17 protein-coding genes are annotated in these 16,641 nt (G+C 42.9%); 1 reads left to right on the top strand and 16 read right to left on the bottom strand.

The features are described from left to right. Positions 1-214 precede the first annotated feature (214 nt). Positions 215-1,471 carry an MFS transporter gene (locus K8L98_RS08175; RefSeq protein WP_223441077.1) on the top strand — a complete coding sequence of 419 codons (1,257 nt, stop codon included), beginning with the start codon at positions 215-217 and terminating at the stop codon, positions 1,469-1,471. Positions 1,472-1,838: 367 nt separating this feature from the next. Here K8L98_RS08175 and K8L98_RS08170 read toward each other — a convergent pair whose 3' ends face one another. From K8L98_RS08170 to K8L98_RS08095, 16 genes are all read right to left on the bottom strand, one after another. Next, positions 1,839-2,291 (bottom strand): YoqH family protein, encoded by a 453-nt coding sequence (locus K8L98_RS08170; RefSeq protein WP_223441075.1) that lies wholly within the window; start codon positions 2,289-2,291, stop codon positions 1,839-1,841. A gap of 73 nt (positions 2,292-2,364) precedes the next feature. Next, a complete protein-coding gene (locus K8L98_RS08165) occupies positions 2,365-2,784 on the bottom strand; it encodes a hypothetical protein (RefSeq protein WP_223441073.1) in 420 nt (139 codons plus the stop codon). 421 nt (positions 2,785-3,205) lie between these two features. Next, positions 3,206-3,985, bottom strand: coding sequence for a serine hydrolase (locus K8L98_RS08160; protein WP_223441071.1), 780 nt, complete (start codon positions 3,983-3,985; stop codon positions 3,206-3,208). Further along, positions 3,982-4,992, bottom strand: coding sequence for an ABC transporter ATP-binding protein (locus K8L98_RS08155; protein ID WP_223443265.1), 1,011 nt, complete (start codon positions 4,990-4,992; stop codon positions 3,982-3,984). The genes K8L98_RS08160 and K8L98_RS08155 overlap by 4 nt, the downstream gene beginning before the upstream one ends. Beyond that, the gene (locus K8L98_RS08150) at positions 4,989-5,909 is read right to left on the bottom strand and encodes a C40 family peptidase (RefSeq protein WP_223441070.1); all 921 of its coding nucleotides are present in this window, start codon (positions 5,907-5,909) and stop codon (positions 4,989-4,991) included. The genes K8L98_RS08155 and K8L98_RS08150 overlap by 4 nt, the downstream gene beginning before the upstream one ends. Further along, positions 5,906-7,009, bottom strand: a complete 1,104-nt coding sequence (locus tag K8L98_RS08145) for a dipeptide epimerase (protein ID WP_223441069.1) — start codon at positions 7,007-7,009, stop codon at positions 5,906-5,908. Before K8L98_RS08145 ends, K8L98_RS08150 begins: the two co-directional genes overlap by 4 nt. Positions 7,010-7,025: 16 nt before the next feature. Further along, positions 7,026-7,949 carry a S66 peptidase family protein gene (locus tag K8L98_RS08140; protein ID WP_223441068.1) on the bottom strand — a complete coding sequence of 308 codons (924 nt, stop codon included), beginning with the start codon at positions 7,947-7,949 and terminating at the stop codon, positions 7,026-7,028. A 63-nt stretch (positions 7,950-8,012) separates the two neighbouring features. Next, a complete protein-coding gene (locus K8L98_RS08135) occupies positions 8,013-9,629 on the bottom strand; it encodes a peptide ABC transporter substrate-binding protein (protein ID WP_223441066.1) in 1,617 nt (538 codons plus the stop codon). Between the two features lie 32 nt (positions 9,630-9,661). Next, positions 9,662-10,657 (bottom strand): ABC transporter ATP-binding protein, encoded by a 996-nt coding sequence (locus K8L98_RS08130; protein ID WP_223441064.1) that lies wholly within the window; start codon positions 10,655-10,657, stop codon positions 9,662-9,664. Positions 10,658-10,661: 4 nt separating this feature from the next. Then, complete coding sequence (locus K8L98_RS08125; RefSeq protein ID WP_223441062.1) at positions 10,662-11,615, bottom strand: ABC transporter permease; 954 nt, start codon at positions 11,613-11,615, stop codon at positions 10,662-10,664. Continuing rightward, positions 11,615-12,547, bottom strand: a complete 933-nt coding sequence (locus tag K8L98_RS08120) for an ABC transporter permease (protein ID WP_223441060.1) — start codon at positions 12,545-12,547, stop codon at positions 11,615-11,617. The genes K8L98_RS08125 and K8L98_RS08120 overlap by 1 nt, the downstream gene beginning before the upstream one ends. Positions 12,548-12,560: 13 nt before the next feature. Then, positions 12,561-13,385: a M55 family metallopeptidase gene (locus K8L98_RS08115; RefSeq protein WP_223441058.1), complete on the bottom strand. Its 825-nt coding sequence runs from the start codon at positions 13,383-13,385 to the stop codon at positions 12,561-12,563. A gap of 433 nt (positions 13,386-13,818) precedes the next feature. Then, positions 13,819-14,232 carry a PaaI family thioesterase gene (locus K8L98_RS08110; protein ID WP_223441055.1) on the bottom strand — a complete coding sequence of 138 codons (414 nt, stop codon included), beginning with the start codon at positions 14,230-14,232 and terminating at the stop codon, positions 13,819-13,821. A 16-nt stretch (positions 14,233-14,248) separates the two neighbouring features. Beyond that, entirely contained in the window at positions 14,249-15,031 is a 783-nt protein-coding gene (locus tag K8L98_RS08105) for an enoyl-CoA hydratase/isomerase family protein (RefSeq protein ID WP_223441051.1), read from the bottom strand. A gap of 6 nt (positions 15,032-15,037) precedes the next feature. Next, the gene (locus K8L98_RS08100; RefSeq protein ID WP_223441047.1) at positions 15,038-15,421 is read right to left on the bottom strand and encodes a PaaI family thioesterase; all 384 of its coding nucleotides are present in this window, start codon (positions 15,419-15,421) and stop codon (positions 15,038-15,040) included. A 21-nt stretch (positions 15,422-15,442) separates the two neighbouring features. After that, complete coding sequence (locus tag K8L98_RS08095) at positions 15,443-16,624, bottom strand: thiolase family protein (RefSeq protein WP_223441044.1); 1,182 nt, start codon at positions 16,622-16,624, stop codon at positions 15,443-15,445. Positions 16,625-16,641: the final 17 nt, after the last annotated feature.

The following is a 16,641-nucleotide window of genomic DNA, read 5'->3' as shown; positions in this document are numbered from 1 at the left end:
TTGCGTTCCTGGAAGAGCCGTATGGCCGCATCCAGTGCTTGGTTTAGATTAAATTGTGGTGCAGCGGCAATTCCCGATATTCCGAGTTTTGCTGACCCTAATCCTAATAAGTAACAGGGTTCCTTTTTTCAGGAGCAGTGTTTAGCACTGCTCTGTTTATTTGTTTGCGGACTGGCAGGATTTACGAATTTTCTAATGGAGGGGATTCATCAAGATGAATAAACAGGAAAGCGGCTATAGATGGGTGGTATTTGGCACCGTACTATTTGCTTACTTCTTAATTGTAAGCCAAAGAACAGCTCCAGGACTTATTACCGATCAATTAATGAAAGATTTTCATGTTTCAGCTTCTACCATTGGTCTTATGATCGGCATTCAATTTTTAGCCTATGCAGGATTACAAATTCCGGTTGGTCTATTAGCAGACCGATATGGTCCCAATCGATTTCTTATTATAGGTACGCTTCTTACTGGGCTGGGAAGCCTTCTCTACAGTCTTGCTCCCAATGAATATGTATTGATTTTTTCCCGATTTTTAGTTGGAACGGGAGATGCAGCCATTTTTGTCAATTTGGTTTTAATCTTAAGTCAATGGTTTAAGGCAAAGGAATTTGTAAGTTTGTTAGGTGTGGTTGCCATGGTTGCGAGCCTTGGTTCATTATCAGCTACCGTGCCTTTTTCCTTGTGGATTTCATTCGCAGGCTGGAGATTGCCATTCCTTAGCATAGGAATTATTTTAGTGGTTTCTGCCTTTCTTCTATTTACTGTTCTTATATCGAGACCAAAACGAATATTTAAAGATGATTCCAAAGCGAGGAAAAGTCCTATTAAAAACCGGGAAAGTGCTTGGATAATATTACGCCGAATGTTTTCTACTCGCCAAGCCTGGGCAACGTTCCTTTGCCACTTTGGAGTGGTCGGCACATATGTAGGATTTATCGGTTCGTGGGGAGTTCCATATGGAATTGATGTGTTTGGATTGTCTCGTTCAGAGGCAAGCCAGCTTATTATGTATGGTCTTTTTGGAGCCATCATTGGAGGTCCTTTAATTAGCTGGATTACAAGCCGGCTAGATTCTATTAAAAAAATCTACACCCTTATTCATCTCATTGTATTGTTTAGTTGGAGCGGGTTGTTTTTGGCAGGTGTGAAACCTCCCTTTATTATGATCGTGGTTTTGCTTTTTATTATAGGTTTTGGAAATGGAGCAAGCTCATTAACTTTTGCAGTGGTACGGGAATCCTTTCCCATGGAACAAGTGGGTGTTGTATCAGGATTTGCCAATATGGGCGGATTCTTAAGTGCAGTTTTATTGCCAAGTGTTTTCGGAAATGTACTGGATCTATATCCTCAAGATTCTATAAATGTTGGCTATCATTATGGATTTATCATTCCTGTCCTATTTTCTTTAATGGGATTGTTCGGTGTCATGTTGATAAAAGAGGGAAAAAAAGAGGAACAAACGTCTTAATGGCTGTTTTCTACCCATTTTCAGGGAAAGAAATTTAGATTGGATTTCGATGTGCAGTATACATAACTCCACAATGTTGCAACAGCTTTAGAAGCAGTCCCCAAAAAGGGGCTGCTTTATCTCGGGACTTGCTGAACTAACCTGCCATAAAAAAACCAGCCCACCTTAGTTGGACTGGTTCTTTTGATATATATTCATTTTGATCCGGAAACCATTGGTTAGAATAAGCTGCATTATCTATTGCGAATTTATCAGCAAATCAATATTCTATTTTTCTCCTTTAAAACAGAACCTTTTATAATTGTCCTTTAAGCTTTTCTTTTTTTAAAAAGTCTTACTTCATAAAACTCCTCGATTGATTAATATATCATTTACAGGATGTAATAGGCTTTGTTAATACACTTGGTCCCAATGTATCGGTTTTCGAGTTAGAAAGTCTAACCTGAACTTCTGCGTTTTTCATCCCTGCCGTAATTAAATCAAATCTTCCTGCCCATGTTGGACTATCTCCTTCAGGAGTAGGATACAGCTTAAAACGCCAACTTATTTCACCAGGTATAAAGGCAAATCCTTCATACCTATCGTAATTCCCATAGGAAGAAGGTTCTGGGAGGTGAACAGCAAGTATACTCACATTCGTGCGAGCGAAACTAGGCGGATTTAGCTGAACTTTATAAATCAAAGCTGTTCCCTTTGCATTTTTCAGATTTTTATCTACTGGCTCTAAAACCATACTGCAAGGCATACTGATTGCATTTGTTTGAGCAGGATTCATAGCAAAAATAGTAATTAAGAATATAGCCAAAACAAATTGTTTCATAAAAACACCTCTTTACATTTGTTTGGCTAGTATCTCCCATTCTGCTTTAATTACAGTTCAATCTATTCAATTATTATCTCTTTATTAGCATTTTATCTAATTCACGCACTTTGTCATATGACTCTAATAGGTGTTCAGATACCAATGTTCTCCCATATTCCCAAGCGTTAGTTTCTATTTCAGACATAAGTTTTTCTTTTTCATCATCGCCGCCATAGATCAGGGTTCTTAAATCATGTTTGTTTTTCTTAAAACTTAAATAATAGCCAATCTCATGATAAAGAATGATTTTCACAAAGTTTTCATCCGACTCTTTAATTCTTACCTTCCCTCTATACCCGTTAATTTGAAGATAATTAAATTTAATTGTATTAGTCGATACGTTAAAACTCATAGGTGCTGGCAGATTATTATCAAATTCATAGTTAATATCTAAATTGTGCTCATGCAGTGTCGTTTTAATTATTTTCTCAATATCCCATATATAAAGCATCTTATCTCTCCCTGCTCTTCAAATTCTCAGTAATAATAAGCTTATTTTCAATTATTTCATAATGTCATACTCTCCATTTGACTATCAACTTTATAGCATTTAGATAAGATTATATTATAGACCTTTAATGAATGAGACGCATTCCTATTTGAGTAATGCAGCCGATTGTTGAAGATTCATTTATTCACATTAATTAATACCGCACTTTTAGAGTTTGAAAACGGATTCCTTAAAAGATTCTTTATGATTGACTAAATACCTCCTTCAACTTTTTTGTCTAGTGAAAAATGACGCCTTCGCTTAAACTCGGATAAGCATGAGACAATAAAAAAACGAGTAATAATCTTTGCGATTTCATACTCGTTTTACTAGTTTTTTTTTTAGTTATTTGAACTGCTTGTCCATAAAAAAATGTGCGTTTTTACATGTCTGTAAGCTCTTCATAAATTAACTTCCCGATTTCACTGATTGTCCTTCTGCCTGCTTCCTTATTCTGAAGCTGATCAATCAGCACGGCGGCATAGGCCGTTCGATTGCCAAAGCGGATGATCGCACAGTCATGCTCAATGCCTGGAAGCTCTCCGGTTTTGTTGCCTGCGTATACCTTTTCCTTATCCATGTGATAGGGAAGCTTGTCTGTGAATTGCTGCTTTTGAAGGATGTCTGCCATCTGTTTTCTGCTTGCTGCAGAGAAGTAACCTTCCCCGCCGATTGCTTTCAGGCACTTCAGGATGTCATCTGCTGCCGTCCAGTTATTCAAACCGTTCTTGATTGCTTCCAAATCCATCATATTCCTGTTCAGTTCAGTCCCTGTGAGATTCAGTTCCTTTATACAGGCGCTTATTGCCGGTCTTCCGGCTTTATGAATCATGTAATTTGTCGCCGCATTATCAGAAACGACAATCATTAATGTAAGCAAATCTAAAATGGTTAAGACAGCATCATCTGAAAAAGACTGCAGGACACCGGCTCCGCCTGTTTTTTCAATATCACACAATTTCACCTTTTCTTCTAAAGTAAGAATGCCGTGCTCTTTTTGATGAAAAGCTGTCAGCAGGATGGGAAGTTTGATCAGACTCGCCGATGAAAAAATTACGCGGCTGTCCCGTTCGAAGATTCTCCCATTTAGATCTATTGACAGTCCTATTCTTCCAGGACAGCGTTCCATCACTTCCTCAAGCCTTTGCTCAAATCCCGTCATTTCGTCGCTGCGATTTGGGAAAAATCCTGGTCGCCCATGATGCTGCGGTCATATAAATGACAGGCAACGAAATGATTTTCCTCTACTTCCTGCCACACGGGCTTTTTAGATGCACAGGCTTCCATCGCATAGGCACAGCGTGTTCTGAATACACAGCCGCTTGGCGGATTCATTGGGCTCGGCAGCTCGCCCTGTAGGATAATGCGCTCCCGCTTATCCTCTATATCCGGATCAGGAATCGGAATTGCTGTCAAAAGTGCCTGAGTATAAGGATGCAGCGGTTTTTTGTAAAGCTCGCTGCTTGCGGTCTGCTCAACAAGGTGGCCTAAGTACATAACACCGATGCGGTCGCTGATTTGCTTCACCATGGACAGATCATGCGCAATAAAAAGGTAGGTGAGTCCTTTTTCCTTTTGCAGGCGTTTCATTAGATTCACAACTTGAGCCTGCACGGAAACATCTAGAGCCGAAATCGGCTCATCTGCGATAATGAATTCCGGATCAAGGGCAAGTGCGCGGGCAATACCGATCCGCTGTCTTTGCCCTCCGCTGAATTCGTGCGGATATCGGTTGGCATGATCACGGTTTAATCCCACATCTTCAAGCAGCTGATGCACTTTTTCCGTCCGGCCCTGCTTATTTTTATACAAGCCGTGAACTTCCATCGGTTCAGAGATGATCTCAAGGACGGTTGACCGCGGATTTAATGATGCATATGGATCCTGAAATATCATTTGCATCTGACGATAGTAGGCAAATTTGTCTTTTCCTTTTAATTCATGGATGTTTTTGCCGTTAAATAATACATCTCCTTCTGTCTGATCGTATAAGCCAAGAATGGTTCTGCCGGCAGTTGATTTTCCGCACCCCGACTCCCCGACGATTCCGAACGTTTCTCCTTTTTTCACCGTGAATGAAATGCCGTCTACTGCTTTTAGAGTTGCCCCTTTACCAAGGTGAAAATGTTTCTTTAAATTTCGTACTTCAAGCAAATTGTCCACTGTTATCCCTCCGTCTTTAGCCAATAGCGTCTAGCTGCACATAATTCCTTTTCATAAATGGTTCCGGCCATATCTAGAATCTCAATCGACTTTCCGGTGTTTGGCGAATGAAGAAGCTTGCCGTCTCCGTAATAAATGCCTACGTGATGAAGGCTTCCTTTCCCTTCTTCGTACGCAAAAAATAATAAATCCCCCGGTTTAATCGCGGTAAGCTCTACTTTTTCCCCTGAAGCAGCCTGATCATGGGCATCTCTAGGAATGATGTATCCATTTGCTTTGCACATTGTGTAACTGAACCCTGAACAATCAAATCCAAAGCTGCTCATTCCGCCCCAAAGATAAGGAAGACCGATAAATCTTTCGCCACAAGCCACAATGTCCTGACCGCTTCCATTTGGAACACTTTCAAAAGCATCATAAATGGAAACATCCGCTGTCTTCAGTTTTCCTTTGCCATATGGTGTTTCTACTTCAATCCACTCTGTTCCTCCTTTTAGAACCGTCAAAATGGTTTGAAAACTTAGATCAAATTGAGGTGTTTCATCTTCTGAATAAAGCATGTTTTTTTTGCTTTGAACAACTGCGATAGGTCCATGCAGTGATTCTGCATTCAGTTCGATTTGGCAAAGAGGCATCCACCCCGGGTACCCTCTTTCATCCTTTGAGGAGGACTGAGCAGGTATAATGACATGTGCATAGCCATCCTGTTCGTCTATGATCAATACTTCTTCTCCAAGCAAAGCCTGAGTCTGGATCCGATTTTCATTACATAGAGCAAGACTCGTTTCATATGTTAGCCCGTTCAGCCATGATTCAATATCAGCCGGATTCACAACTGCTTTTTCATCCAAATCACGCGGGGAATCCTTTGACGTCCATACGGCTGCAACGGATACCGCCACTCTTCCTTTTCGTATTGTCATTTTGCTGCAGCCTCCCCGTCATTTACAAGAACATCTGAGATTCCAAGCCCGATTCCTTCTGAAAATGTTATTTTCCTTCCGTTATACCGGACTCCGCCCTCTACAATTTCTTTTGCAAACATGAGCGGGGCGTCGAAGTCAAAGCGTGTAATATTCTTTTTGGCCGCTGCAAAATGCGCAGCTGCGGTAATGCCGATTCGCGTTTCTATCATGCTTCCGACCATGCATTCAACCCCGCATATTTCCGCAAGCTGATTGATCATGGCTGCCTGATAGATGCCCCCTGCTTTCATTAATTTAATGTTAATCAAATCTGCACTTCTGGTTTTCAGCACTTCAAAGGCCTGTTTCGGAGTAAACACACTTTCATCCGCCATAATCTGCGTCTTCACGGTATCAGTTACTTGCTTTAATCCTTCAATGTCATGGGCTTTTACTGGCTGCTCAACTAATTCAATGTTCAAGCCCAGGTCTTCCATTTTGCCTATTACAGTGACCGCTTCCTTTGGTTTCCATCCTTGGTTGGCATCAAGACGGATTTTAATATCCGGACCGACACGGCTTCTGATTTCCCTGATCCGATCGATATCCAGAGCACTGTCGCCAAGCCCAACCTTCACCTTTAAAACATTAAAACCTTTTTGAATATAGGAAGCCGCATCTTCTCCCATTTCCCGCACGTCGTTTACACTGACGGTAAAATCTGTTTCCATTTTATCTTTATAACCGCCTAAATATTGATAAAGCGGCAGTCTGCTATGCTTGGCAAGACAATCATAAAGGGCCATGTCCACTGCTGCTTTTGCACTTGAATTGCCTGCTAAGACCGATTGTATTCCCTGGAAAATAACTTCATAGTTCAATAGATTTTTTCCGATTAAAAACGGTTTCAGCACTTGATGAATACTGGCTTCTATACTCGAGAGACTTTCACCCGTAATAACAAGTGTCGGCGGCGCTTCGCCCCAGCCGGTAATCCCGCTTTCGCACGTCACTTTTAAGATGACGGATTCTGCTGTCACAACTGTCCGGAGTGCCGTTTTAAAAGGCTTTGTCAGAGGGACAGCCACCCGAAATGTTTCCACTTTTTCGATTTTCATAAAAATCCACCCTTTATTAAAGAATCCCGCTTTCGATTACAACTTTCTTTTCGAATGTATTCATTTCTGCATGTGTTCCAAGCGGAACAGAGATATTAGGACTGCAGTGTCCGATTTTAAACCCTCTTAAAGCGGGTTTGCCTGCAAGTTTTATGTAATGGGCCAGCACTTCATCAAACGGAATTGAATTTTTTCGTTTTTGAGGAACGCAGTTATGAAAATCAGCGACGAGAATACCAGCTGCGTCTGTTAACTTGCCCGACATATAAAGCTGATTCAGCATGCGGTCGACTGCATAAGGCTCTTCATCAATGTCTTCAATTAAAAGCAGTTTCTCTTTCGAATCAATCTCAAAAGCGGTACCGACCGAGCTTGTGATTAATGATAGATTCCCGCCAACAAGCTCACCGCTTGCTTTTCCTTCAATCATGATTTCAAGGGGCGAAAGAGATTCATTATAAGTTAGAGGGCTGTTCTCAAAAAGCTGATGAAAATACTGTTTGGTTATCGGAAGAACACCGGCTTCCTCTCCAAAATCAGAGCTGAGCATAGGTCCGTGAAACGTAACGAGACCGGTCTTCTGTCTGATGGCTGTATGTAAAAAAGTAATATCGCTGTAACCCCAGAAAATCTTCGGGTTCTTTTGAATAAGGTCATAGTCCAATAGAGAGGCCATTCGGGCTGTTCCAAAGCCGCCGCAAGCGCAGATGATGGCTTTTACCTCCTGATCCTGAAACATCGTATGAATATCTTCTGCTCTTTCTTCATCGGTTCCTGCAAGGTATCCGTATTCCCGTTCAATATGTTTGCCGAGCTTAAATTTCAAGCCTGTTTCTTCTAAAAAAGAAAGAGAGCGCTTAAGGTTCTCTTTATTCGGAGGACTTGCCGGGGAAATAATGCCGATCGTATCGCCTTTTTTTAAAGCCTGGGGTTTTATCATGCTACTAGTCTCCTTTATATAGAAAAGGGATGTTCAATCAGCTGAACACCCCTTTTGCCTGGCTTACTTCTTATCTGCCCATTTTAGTTCTAAATATCCGACAGGGTGACGGACGATGCCTGATACATCTTCATTTTGCAAGTAAACCTGGTTGTAGAAATGGATCGGAATGATCGGTGCTTCTTCAAATAAAATCTTTTCTGCTTTGTACAGCATTTCAAAGCGTTTTGCTTCGTCAGATTCATTTTTAGAGTCTTTGATTAATTGATCGTACTCAGCATTTGTCCAGCCAGTGCGGTTCATGGAATGTCCTGTTTGAAAGTTCTCAAGGAAGTTTACAGGATCGGCATAGTCAGCTAAGAATGAACTTCTTGAAAGCTGGAATTTCAATGCTTTTTGATCTTCTGCAAATACGTTCGCTTCAAGGTTCGCAAGTTTAACATCCACGCCTAAATTTTCCTTAAACATTTGCTGAAGCGCTTCCGCAATTTTCTTATGCGTATCATCTGTACTGTAAGTTAATGTTACTTCAGGCAGCTTGTCATACCCTTCTTCTTTCATGCCTTTCTCAAGCAATGCTTTTGCTTCAGCTGCATCTGTTTTCACAAGATCGCCGCTTGCTTCGCGGAAGTCTTTGCCTGATGGATCTTTAAAGCCAGGTGACACGAAGCCGTATGCTGCTGTTTCCTGGTTTTTCGTTACGAAATCAACGATTTGCTTTTGATCAACTGCCATTGCAAATGCTTTGCGGATGTTTACGTTCTGGAACGGTTCAATTGTTACGTTCATGCGGTAGAAGTAATCTCCAGCCTGTTCTTCAACATTTGCTTTTCCTTCTTCAAAAAGAGATTCTGCCAAGTCAGCAGGCACGTCTGATGTATCCAATTCGCCTGTTTGGTAGAGCTGGTATTCTGTATTAGTATCTTCTACGATCGCCCAATGAACGCCATCAAGCTTCACGTTTTTTGCATCCCAGTACTGATCGTTTTTCTTCATTACAAATTCCTTGTCATGCTCCCATGACTCGAGTGAGAAGGGTCCGTTGCCAACAAACGTGTCAGCTTCTGCAAACCAGTCTAGTGTTTCCGCAGCTACTTTTTCATTCACCGGGAAAAATGCCGGGTTCGCAATGACACTTAAGAAATATGCTTGAGGACTGATTAGTGTAACTTCAAATGTCTTTTTGTCAACGGCTTTCACTTTTACATCATCTGCAGAGCCAGTTCCGCTGTTGTAAGCTTCTCCGCCCTCAATGAAGTAGCCTAAAAATGCTGCTCCTGATCCTGTTTCAGGATTTAAAAGGCGTTTCCACGCAAACACGAAATCGCCGGCTGTTAAATCATCGCCGTTTGACCATTTTGCATCTTCGCGAATGTGGAAAGTATACGTTTTGCCATCCTCAGAAACGTCCCATTTCTCAGCCGCTGCTGCTTCAGGCTCATGATCTTTTCCTAAACGGGTAAGACCCTCCATTAAGTTGTTCAGCGCATTCCATGAAACAGCGTCAAATCCAATGACAGGGTCAAATGATGTTGGTTCAGCTCCATTATTAAGGTGCAAAATTTTCTCTTTCTCTTTTTCTTCTTTTTCTGTATCCTTTCCTGCACTCTCATTTGCTGTACATGCTGCAAGTATAAATACTAACAAGGCAGTCAGGAATATAGCCATCCACTTTTTCATTGTTCTCCCCCTCTTATTCTTGATCTATATGTTTATTTCATTGATGCTGCAGCTAATGCGCGGCTGTCCTGCAGCCAGCAGTCCACTTGGTGCTCTTTGCTCAATGCAGACGTAAAAGGATACACACGATCACAAACTTCCATTGCATGCTCACACCTTGCCGCAAACGGGCACCCTTCTGGAGGAGAAAATAAATCAGGAGGTGAACCTGCAATCGGAATCAGCTCTTCTCCTTCAATATCAAGACGCGGGATGGAACGAAGCAGTCCCTTTGTGTACGGATGCTGCGGCTGATAAAAAATTTCTCTTCTTGATCCTGCTTCCACGATTTTACCGGCATACATAACCGCTACCCGGTCAGCTACTTGTGCGACAACTCCCAAATCATGGGTAATCAGAATAATGGAAACGCCTGTTTTCTTCTGAATGTCGCGGAATAAATCGAGAATTTGAGCCTGAATCGTCACATCAAGAGCGGTGGTCGGTTCATCTGCGATTAACACTTCAGGTTCGCAGACAAGAGCCATCGCAATTACAATCCTCTGCCGCATCCCTCCGCTGAATTGATGCGGATACTGCTTTAACCGAGCTTCAGGGCTTGGGATGCCAACAAGATTCATCATCTCAAGTGCTTTTTGTTTTGCCTTTTCTTTCGGCATGCTTTCGTGCTGGATAATGCCTTCCATGATTTGATCACCTATGGTCAGCGTTGGGTTCAGCGCTGTCATCGGATCCTGAAAGATCATCGAAATCTCAGCGCCGCGAAGCTTTCTAAGCTCTTTTTCCTTCATTTTGGTTACGTCTTTTCCTTTAAAAAGGATGGAGCCTGAATCAATTGTTCCCGGCGGTTCAGGAATTAGGCGCATAATGCTTTGGGAAGTCACACTTTTTCCGCAGCCCGACTCTCCTACTATTGCGAGTGTTTCGCCTTTTCGCAAATCAAAGCTTACGCCACGGACCGCTTTTACACGTCCCCCGTATGTTTGAAAAGAAACATGGAGTTCGTTTACTTCCAGTACTTTTTCCATGATGTTACCTCCTTAGCTTCGGATCAAGCGCATCCTGCAGTCCGTCTCCAAGCACGTTAAATGCAAACATCGTCAGAGAGATACAGAGGGCAGGAAAAAAGAGGCGCCACCAGTGTCCTGTTAAGATTGTTGAAAGAGCATCACTTGCCATCACACCCCAGCTTGCAAACGGAGCCTGAATCCCAAGTCCGAGAAAACTCAGAAACGCTTCTGCAAAAATAGCAGAAGGAATCGTAAGTGTTATTTGAACAATAATTGGCCCCATTGTATTGGGCAGGAGGTTTTTCCTGATGATCCTGCTGGTTTTCGTCCCGAATGATTTAGAAGCATGAACAAATTCATAGTTTTTGATTTGAAGAACCTGTCCTCTTACGATCCTCGCCATACCGATCCAGCCTGTGACAGTCAGCGCAACGATAATAGTAAACAAACCTGGCCCCATCACGACCATGAGCAAAATAACGACAAGCAAATAAGGAAGGCCGTACAGGACTTCAACGACACGCATCATATAATGGTCGATTTTCCCTCCTTTATAGCCGGCAATTCCGCCGTAAAGAACCCCAATCGCAAAATCAATTAATGCGGCAATCGCTGCCACTAAAAGCGAAATTCTCGCCCCATACCAAGTTCTTGTAAAAACATCGCGGCCAAGTTCATCTGTACCGAACCAGTATTTAGCGGACGGAGGCAGATTTTGATCAGTCAGAATTTGTGTTCTGACGGAATGCGGTGAAATGATCGGCCCGAAAATGGCCATAAAGGCAATAAAAATCAAGAAGAGCAAGCCTGTCATGGCAAGCTTATTTTTACGCAGTCTTCTCCAGGCATCATGCCAGTAGGAAAGACTCGGTCTGACGACGGCTTCTGCATCCTGCTTGTCCCTGATTTTTGGAACAAACCAATCATCAGGGATATCCCGGGAAAGGTGAGGATCATGCTGTTTTCTAAGCTCCATTATCTTCCCTCCCTTTTATTTAATTGAATTCTCGGATCTAAAATTCCATATGCAACATCTACAAGGAACAGCATCACGATCAAAATTGTACTGTAAAAAACGGTCGTGCCCATTATGACCGGATAGTCGCGGGTTCCAATGCTTTCAATGAAGTATTTTCCCATGCCGGGTATCGCGAAAATTTTCTCAATTACAAATGTTCCTGTTAAAATACTGGCAGCAAGCGTTCCAAGAACGGTTACAACTGGCAGCAGTGCGTTTCTAAGTGCATGCTTGAACACGATTTTGACTGGTGAAAGTCCTTTTGCCCGGGCTGTCCGAATGTAATCCTGAGTAAGCACTTCAAGCATGCTTGACCTTGTCAGACGCGCAATGATCGCCATCGGTCCTGTAGCAAGCGCAAGTGTCGGCAAAATCATGTGCATCGGGCTCGACCAGGTTGCAGCAGGCAGTATTTTTAAATTAACAGCCAGATTTTGAATTAATAGGGTCGCCATAATAAAGTTTGGAACGGATATCCCGAGAACGGCGATTGTCATGGCTAAATAATCAATGAATCCATTGTGGCGGAGCGCTGCAATGATGCCAAGCGCAATTCCTGAAAAGACAGCTACAATAAGCGTGACGATTCCAAGCTCAAAGGAAACCGGAAAGCCGCGGCCAAGCAGTTCATTGACTGTTTGAGAAGACTTTTTGATAGAAGGTCCAAAATCAAACGTAACAAGTGATTTCATGTACATCGCATATTGTACCGGCAGCGGTTCATCTAAATGGTAATAAGCTTCAAGATTTCGCTGAACCGCTTCGCTTGTCCCGCGTTCCTGATTAAAAGGCGAACCGGGAATCGTATGCATCAGAACGAACGTGAGCGTAATGATCAGCCAAAGTGTAAGGACCATGGAAAGCAGACGTTTAAAAAGATATGTATTCATAAATTCTCACTTCCTAACAGAATGTCGTTCTCATCGCAAGCTCCGTCATTACGAGCATTGCCCGGTAAGCCTCAAGAATGTCGCGTGCCTGGTAGCGGACAATCGTGGTGTTTTCTAAGTGCTCTGTTCCCGGCATAAGCGCTGCCCATTCAGCTTGTCCATAGTTGGCAAACTCAATGGCCATAAGCGGACGGTCTGGAGGAGTGAGCGGCATTACGTTTTCTCTGTTTTTAATGGCGAGGGCAGTCTTTTCTATGAGCAGCTCTCCTGCTTTGACAGGTGTCAGTGATTTGACGACAGACCTTGAAATGGTTTCCTTTACGACAGCTGTCGTGATATTCGGTATGAGCGCTTCCGCTTCCATTACTGCCTGATCATCTCCCGCAACCATCAAAACCGGTATGCCGTGATAGCCGGCAACATAAGCATTAAAACCTAATTCTCCAACAGCCGTATCATTTATGTAGATCTCCCTGACCCCAAAAATCATCGTATGTGACATCACGCCTTTTTTTGAAGCGCGTGCATGATACCCGACAAACATCGCACCGTAAAAACTGTCATCAAGTCCCTGCACCATGCTGTATGGTTTTACATCTCCCGTAATCAGCTGTGTTTCCGGATGCAGTCTTTCGATCAGCAAATTGTTCATTTTTGAATGACTGTCATTGACAATGACCTCTTTTGCACCATGGTCAAAGGCAGATTGGATGACATAATTGGCTTCATCCGTCATGATTTGACGGCCCCGTTCGTAATTGTGCTTAGATGAATTCACATGTGTCTCATCAGCGAGTCCAGTGATTCCTTCCATGTCAACTGAGACATATATCTTCACCCAAATTCCCCCTGTTTATATTTCCAATTTTCTTAAAATTATAAATTAAATATCATTACTTTACAATAACATTTACATAAAAATACACAATCCCGAATACATTTACTTCATTTACCATGGATAAAAAGCCCTAATAAATACACATTTTAGTAGAATTAATGTGCAGGAAAACCTATCTTTCAAGTCAATAGATAGAGTAAAAGAATGAATTTTTCAGGAATTTTAAAAGACAATAATTTTAACAGCAAGCACAAAAAACCCTTTATATATAAAGGGTTTGAACGACCTTCCATCCCAGATTCCGTTCCATCCGGCACATACCCGGACAAATATCCCGATCTGCATACTTTCCATTCGGCAGGTTTTATTCCGCCTGCAGGAAAACAGTTATTTAGACTCCCTGCCGAATTTCACATGCATAATCTTCGTCCATCTAAATACTTTCTGATCCTCTGATAACTTTAAACGTTCCTGTTCCCTTGGCCACTATTTTTCCAAATGAATCTTTTATTTCACCCTCCAAAAAAGCAAGCTTATAGCCAAGCTGCAAAACGTTTGCTTCTGCGAAAATGTCACCTTCTGAGATGGCTGCCAAGTATTGCGTGTTCAGGTTTAGTGTTGCACATCTAGTTTTCGTAATGGATCTGAGCAGCATGCCCTGGATAAAATCGAGCATTGTCGCATGAACACCGCCGTGCAGTGTTCCATTTGCATTCAGGACATGTTCTTTGATTGTGAGCTTAATCTTTACGGAATGCTCTTCAAAATGAATGATTTCAATTCCCATATGGTTGAAAAAAGGGCTGCTTTCAAAGCTTTCCCGAATATCCTGAACGAGAATGGCCAAGTGTGTTCATCCTTTCTTATTTGGCTGTGAATTGAGGTTTTCTTTTTTCTAAGAAGGCAGACGTTCCCTCATTTTTATCATCAGTTGAAAAAAGAACAGCCTGCGCTAGCTTTTCAATCACAAGTCCTGTTTTTTGATCGGCATCAAATCCTGCATGCACAGCAAGCTTCGCAAGTTTTACCGCAAGAGGGCCTTTTGAAAGAATTTGTCCCGCTGTTACCTCAGTTTTTTCCTGCAGCTCTTCGATGCTTGCAATCTCTGACACTAACCCTATTCGGTACGCTTCCTTCGCATCAATGATTTTCCCTCTTAGAATCATATCCATTGCTGCACCTTTTCCAACAAGTCTTGCAAGCCGCTGTGTTCCGCCGGCACTTGGTATGATGGATAAATTCAGCTCAGGCAGTCCGAACTTGGCATTTTCTGAAGCAATCCGGATATCACATGCCATCGCAAGCTCGCAGCCTCCGCCAAGTGCATACCCATTCACCATGGCGATTGTTGGTTTATCGTAGGCTTCTATGTAATCATAAACCTGCTGCATGCCTCCGCGGTTAAAGACATCAAGTGCTGTTCTTGACTTCAGCTGGCGGATATCAGCCCCTGCAGCAAATGATTTTTCGCCGCTTCCGGTAAACACCACACATCCGGTCTCATCATCTGCTGCAAGGATTTCTAATGCTTCCATCATTTCATTTAACGTTTCTTTATTTAAGGCATTTCGAAGCTCAGGTCTATTGATGACAAGATAAGCAAGTCCATCTGATTTTCTGATCTCAATATTTGCAAAAGTGTTCATCTTTCTTCAGCTCCTTTTTTTCAGCAGTTTAAAATCTGCCTGGCTTTTCGCAATCAGGGTCTTGTATTCGTCGAAGACCCAGCCTTCAGCAGATGCCATGCCCTCAAAACAGTGAGTCACTTTAGCCCTGCATAATAACGACGACTTGACGGATGAATCAAAAATGGTTGTTGTTAAGGCAATTGTTGCAGAAGGAACACCTCCCGCTTTAGATGCAGCTGTTCCCATAGCAATATCAAGCATCGTGTAAAAAATCCCGCTCCCAATCGTTTCGGAATCTGCTAGATGCTCCTTTTCAATCACAGCGGAAATGATAATTTCTTCTCCTTGATTCTGCTCCCTCCGAAGGGACAAATGGTCAAAAAAAGAAGAATGCATAATGTCCAGCATCTGCCCCGCTCCTTTCGGCTCTTATATGAGTTCAATCATCATGGCCATTCCCTGGCCTCCTCCAACACAGAGCGTCGCCACACCAAGCCTGTGATCTCTCCGTTTCATCTCATGAACCAGCGTCGTCACAATTCTTGCACCTGTCGCGCCGAGTGGATGGCCGAGTGCAATTGCCCCGCCATTTACGTTGACTTTTTTTCTATCAAGCTCTAACTCTCTGATTACAGCAAGGGCTTGAGAAGCAAATGCTTCATTCAGTTCAAACACATCAATATCGCCGATGCTTTTATTGGTTCTTTCTAAAAGCTTCCGCACAGCCGGTACCGGACCAATGCCCATAATTTCAGGGGAAACACCTGCCGCCGCCCAATCTGCTACTCTCGCAATCGGCTTTATATTGAGCTCCTTTGCTTTGCTTTCTGCCATCAGGACTAAAGCGGCTGCCCCGTCATTGCGTCCGCATGCATTTCCAGCGGTCACTGTCCCAGATTTTCTGAATGCAGGCTTTAATTGTGATAACTTTTCATAGGTTGTTTCAGGGCGCGGATGTTCATCTGTATTAAATAAAGCAGACCCTTTCTTATGAGGAACATCAATCGGCACTATTTCATCCTGAAAGAGCAGATTTCGATTTGCCTTCTCCGCTCTCTTTTGACTTTCAAGGGCAAAGGCATCCTGATCTTCTCTGGAAATTTGATATTTCTCGGCAACATTTTCAGCTGTAATGCCCATTCCGAGATGCTCCCCAAACGTTTCCTTTGGCTGCTGCCCGTTCTCTTTATTTGAATCAACCAAATGAGCAGCATCTCCGCCAAAACGGGAGCCTCGAAGATAAATCGGCGCCTGGCTCATATTCTCCGTGCCGCCGGCAACAACGATTTCAGCCTGCCCTGACTGAATTTGCTGTACGGCTGAGGCTATGGCCTGCATACCTGAAGCGCAAAGCCGGTTAATTGAAAATGCAGGAGCTGTTTCCGGAATACCAGCCCGAAGAGCTGCAACTCTCGCAACATTAGAGGCAAGGGTGGTTTGTCTGACTTCCCCTAAAATGACTTCATCGACCTGTTCTGCAGAAACTCCTGCTCTACTAAGTGCCTCCTTTATCGCATAGGAAGCCAAAAAACTGGCCCCAACATCTTTTAGCGCTCCTCCGTACCGGCCAATTGGTGTTCGCACGGCACTTGCAATTACAATGGTTTCCATGGTTTCGCTGCTCCTTC

Source organism: Metabacillus dongyingensis (genome assembly GCF_019933155.2).
Classification (GTDB): domain Bacteria; phylum Bacillota; class Bacilli; order Bacillales; family Bacillaceae; genus Bacillus_P; species Bacillus_P dongyingensis.
Note: the sequence above shows the minus strand (reverse complement) of the source record. Positions and strands in the feature narration are given on the sequence as shown.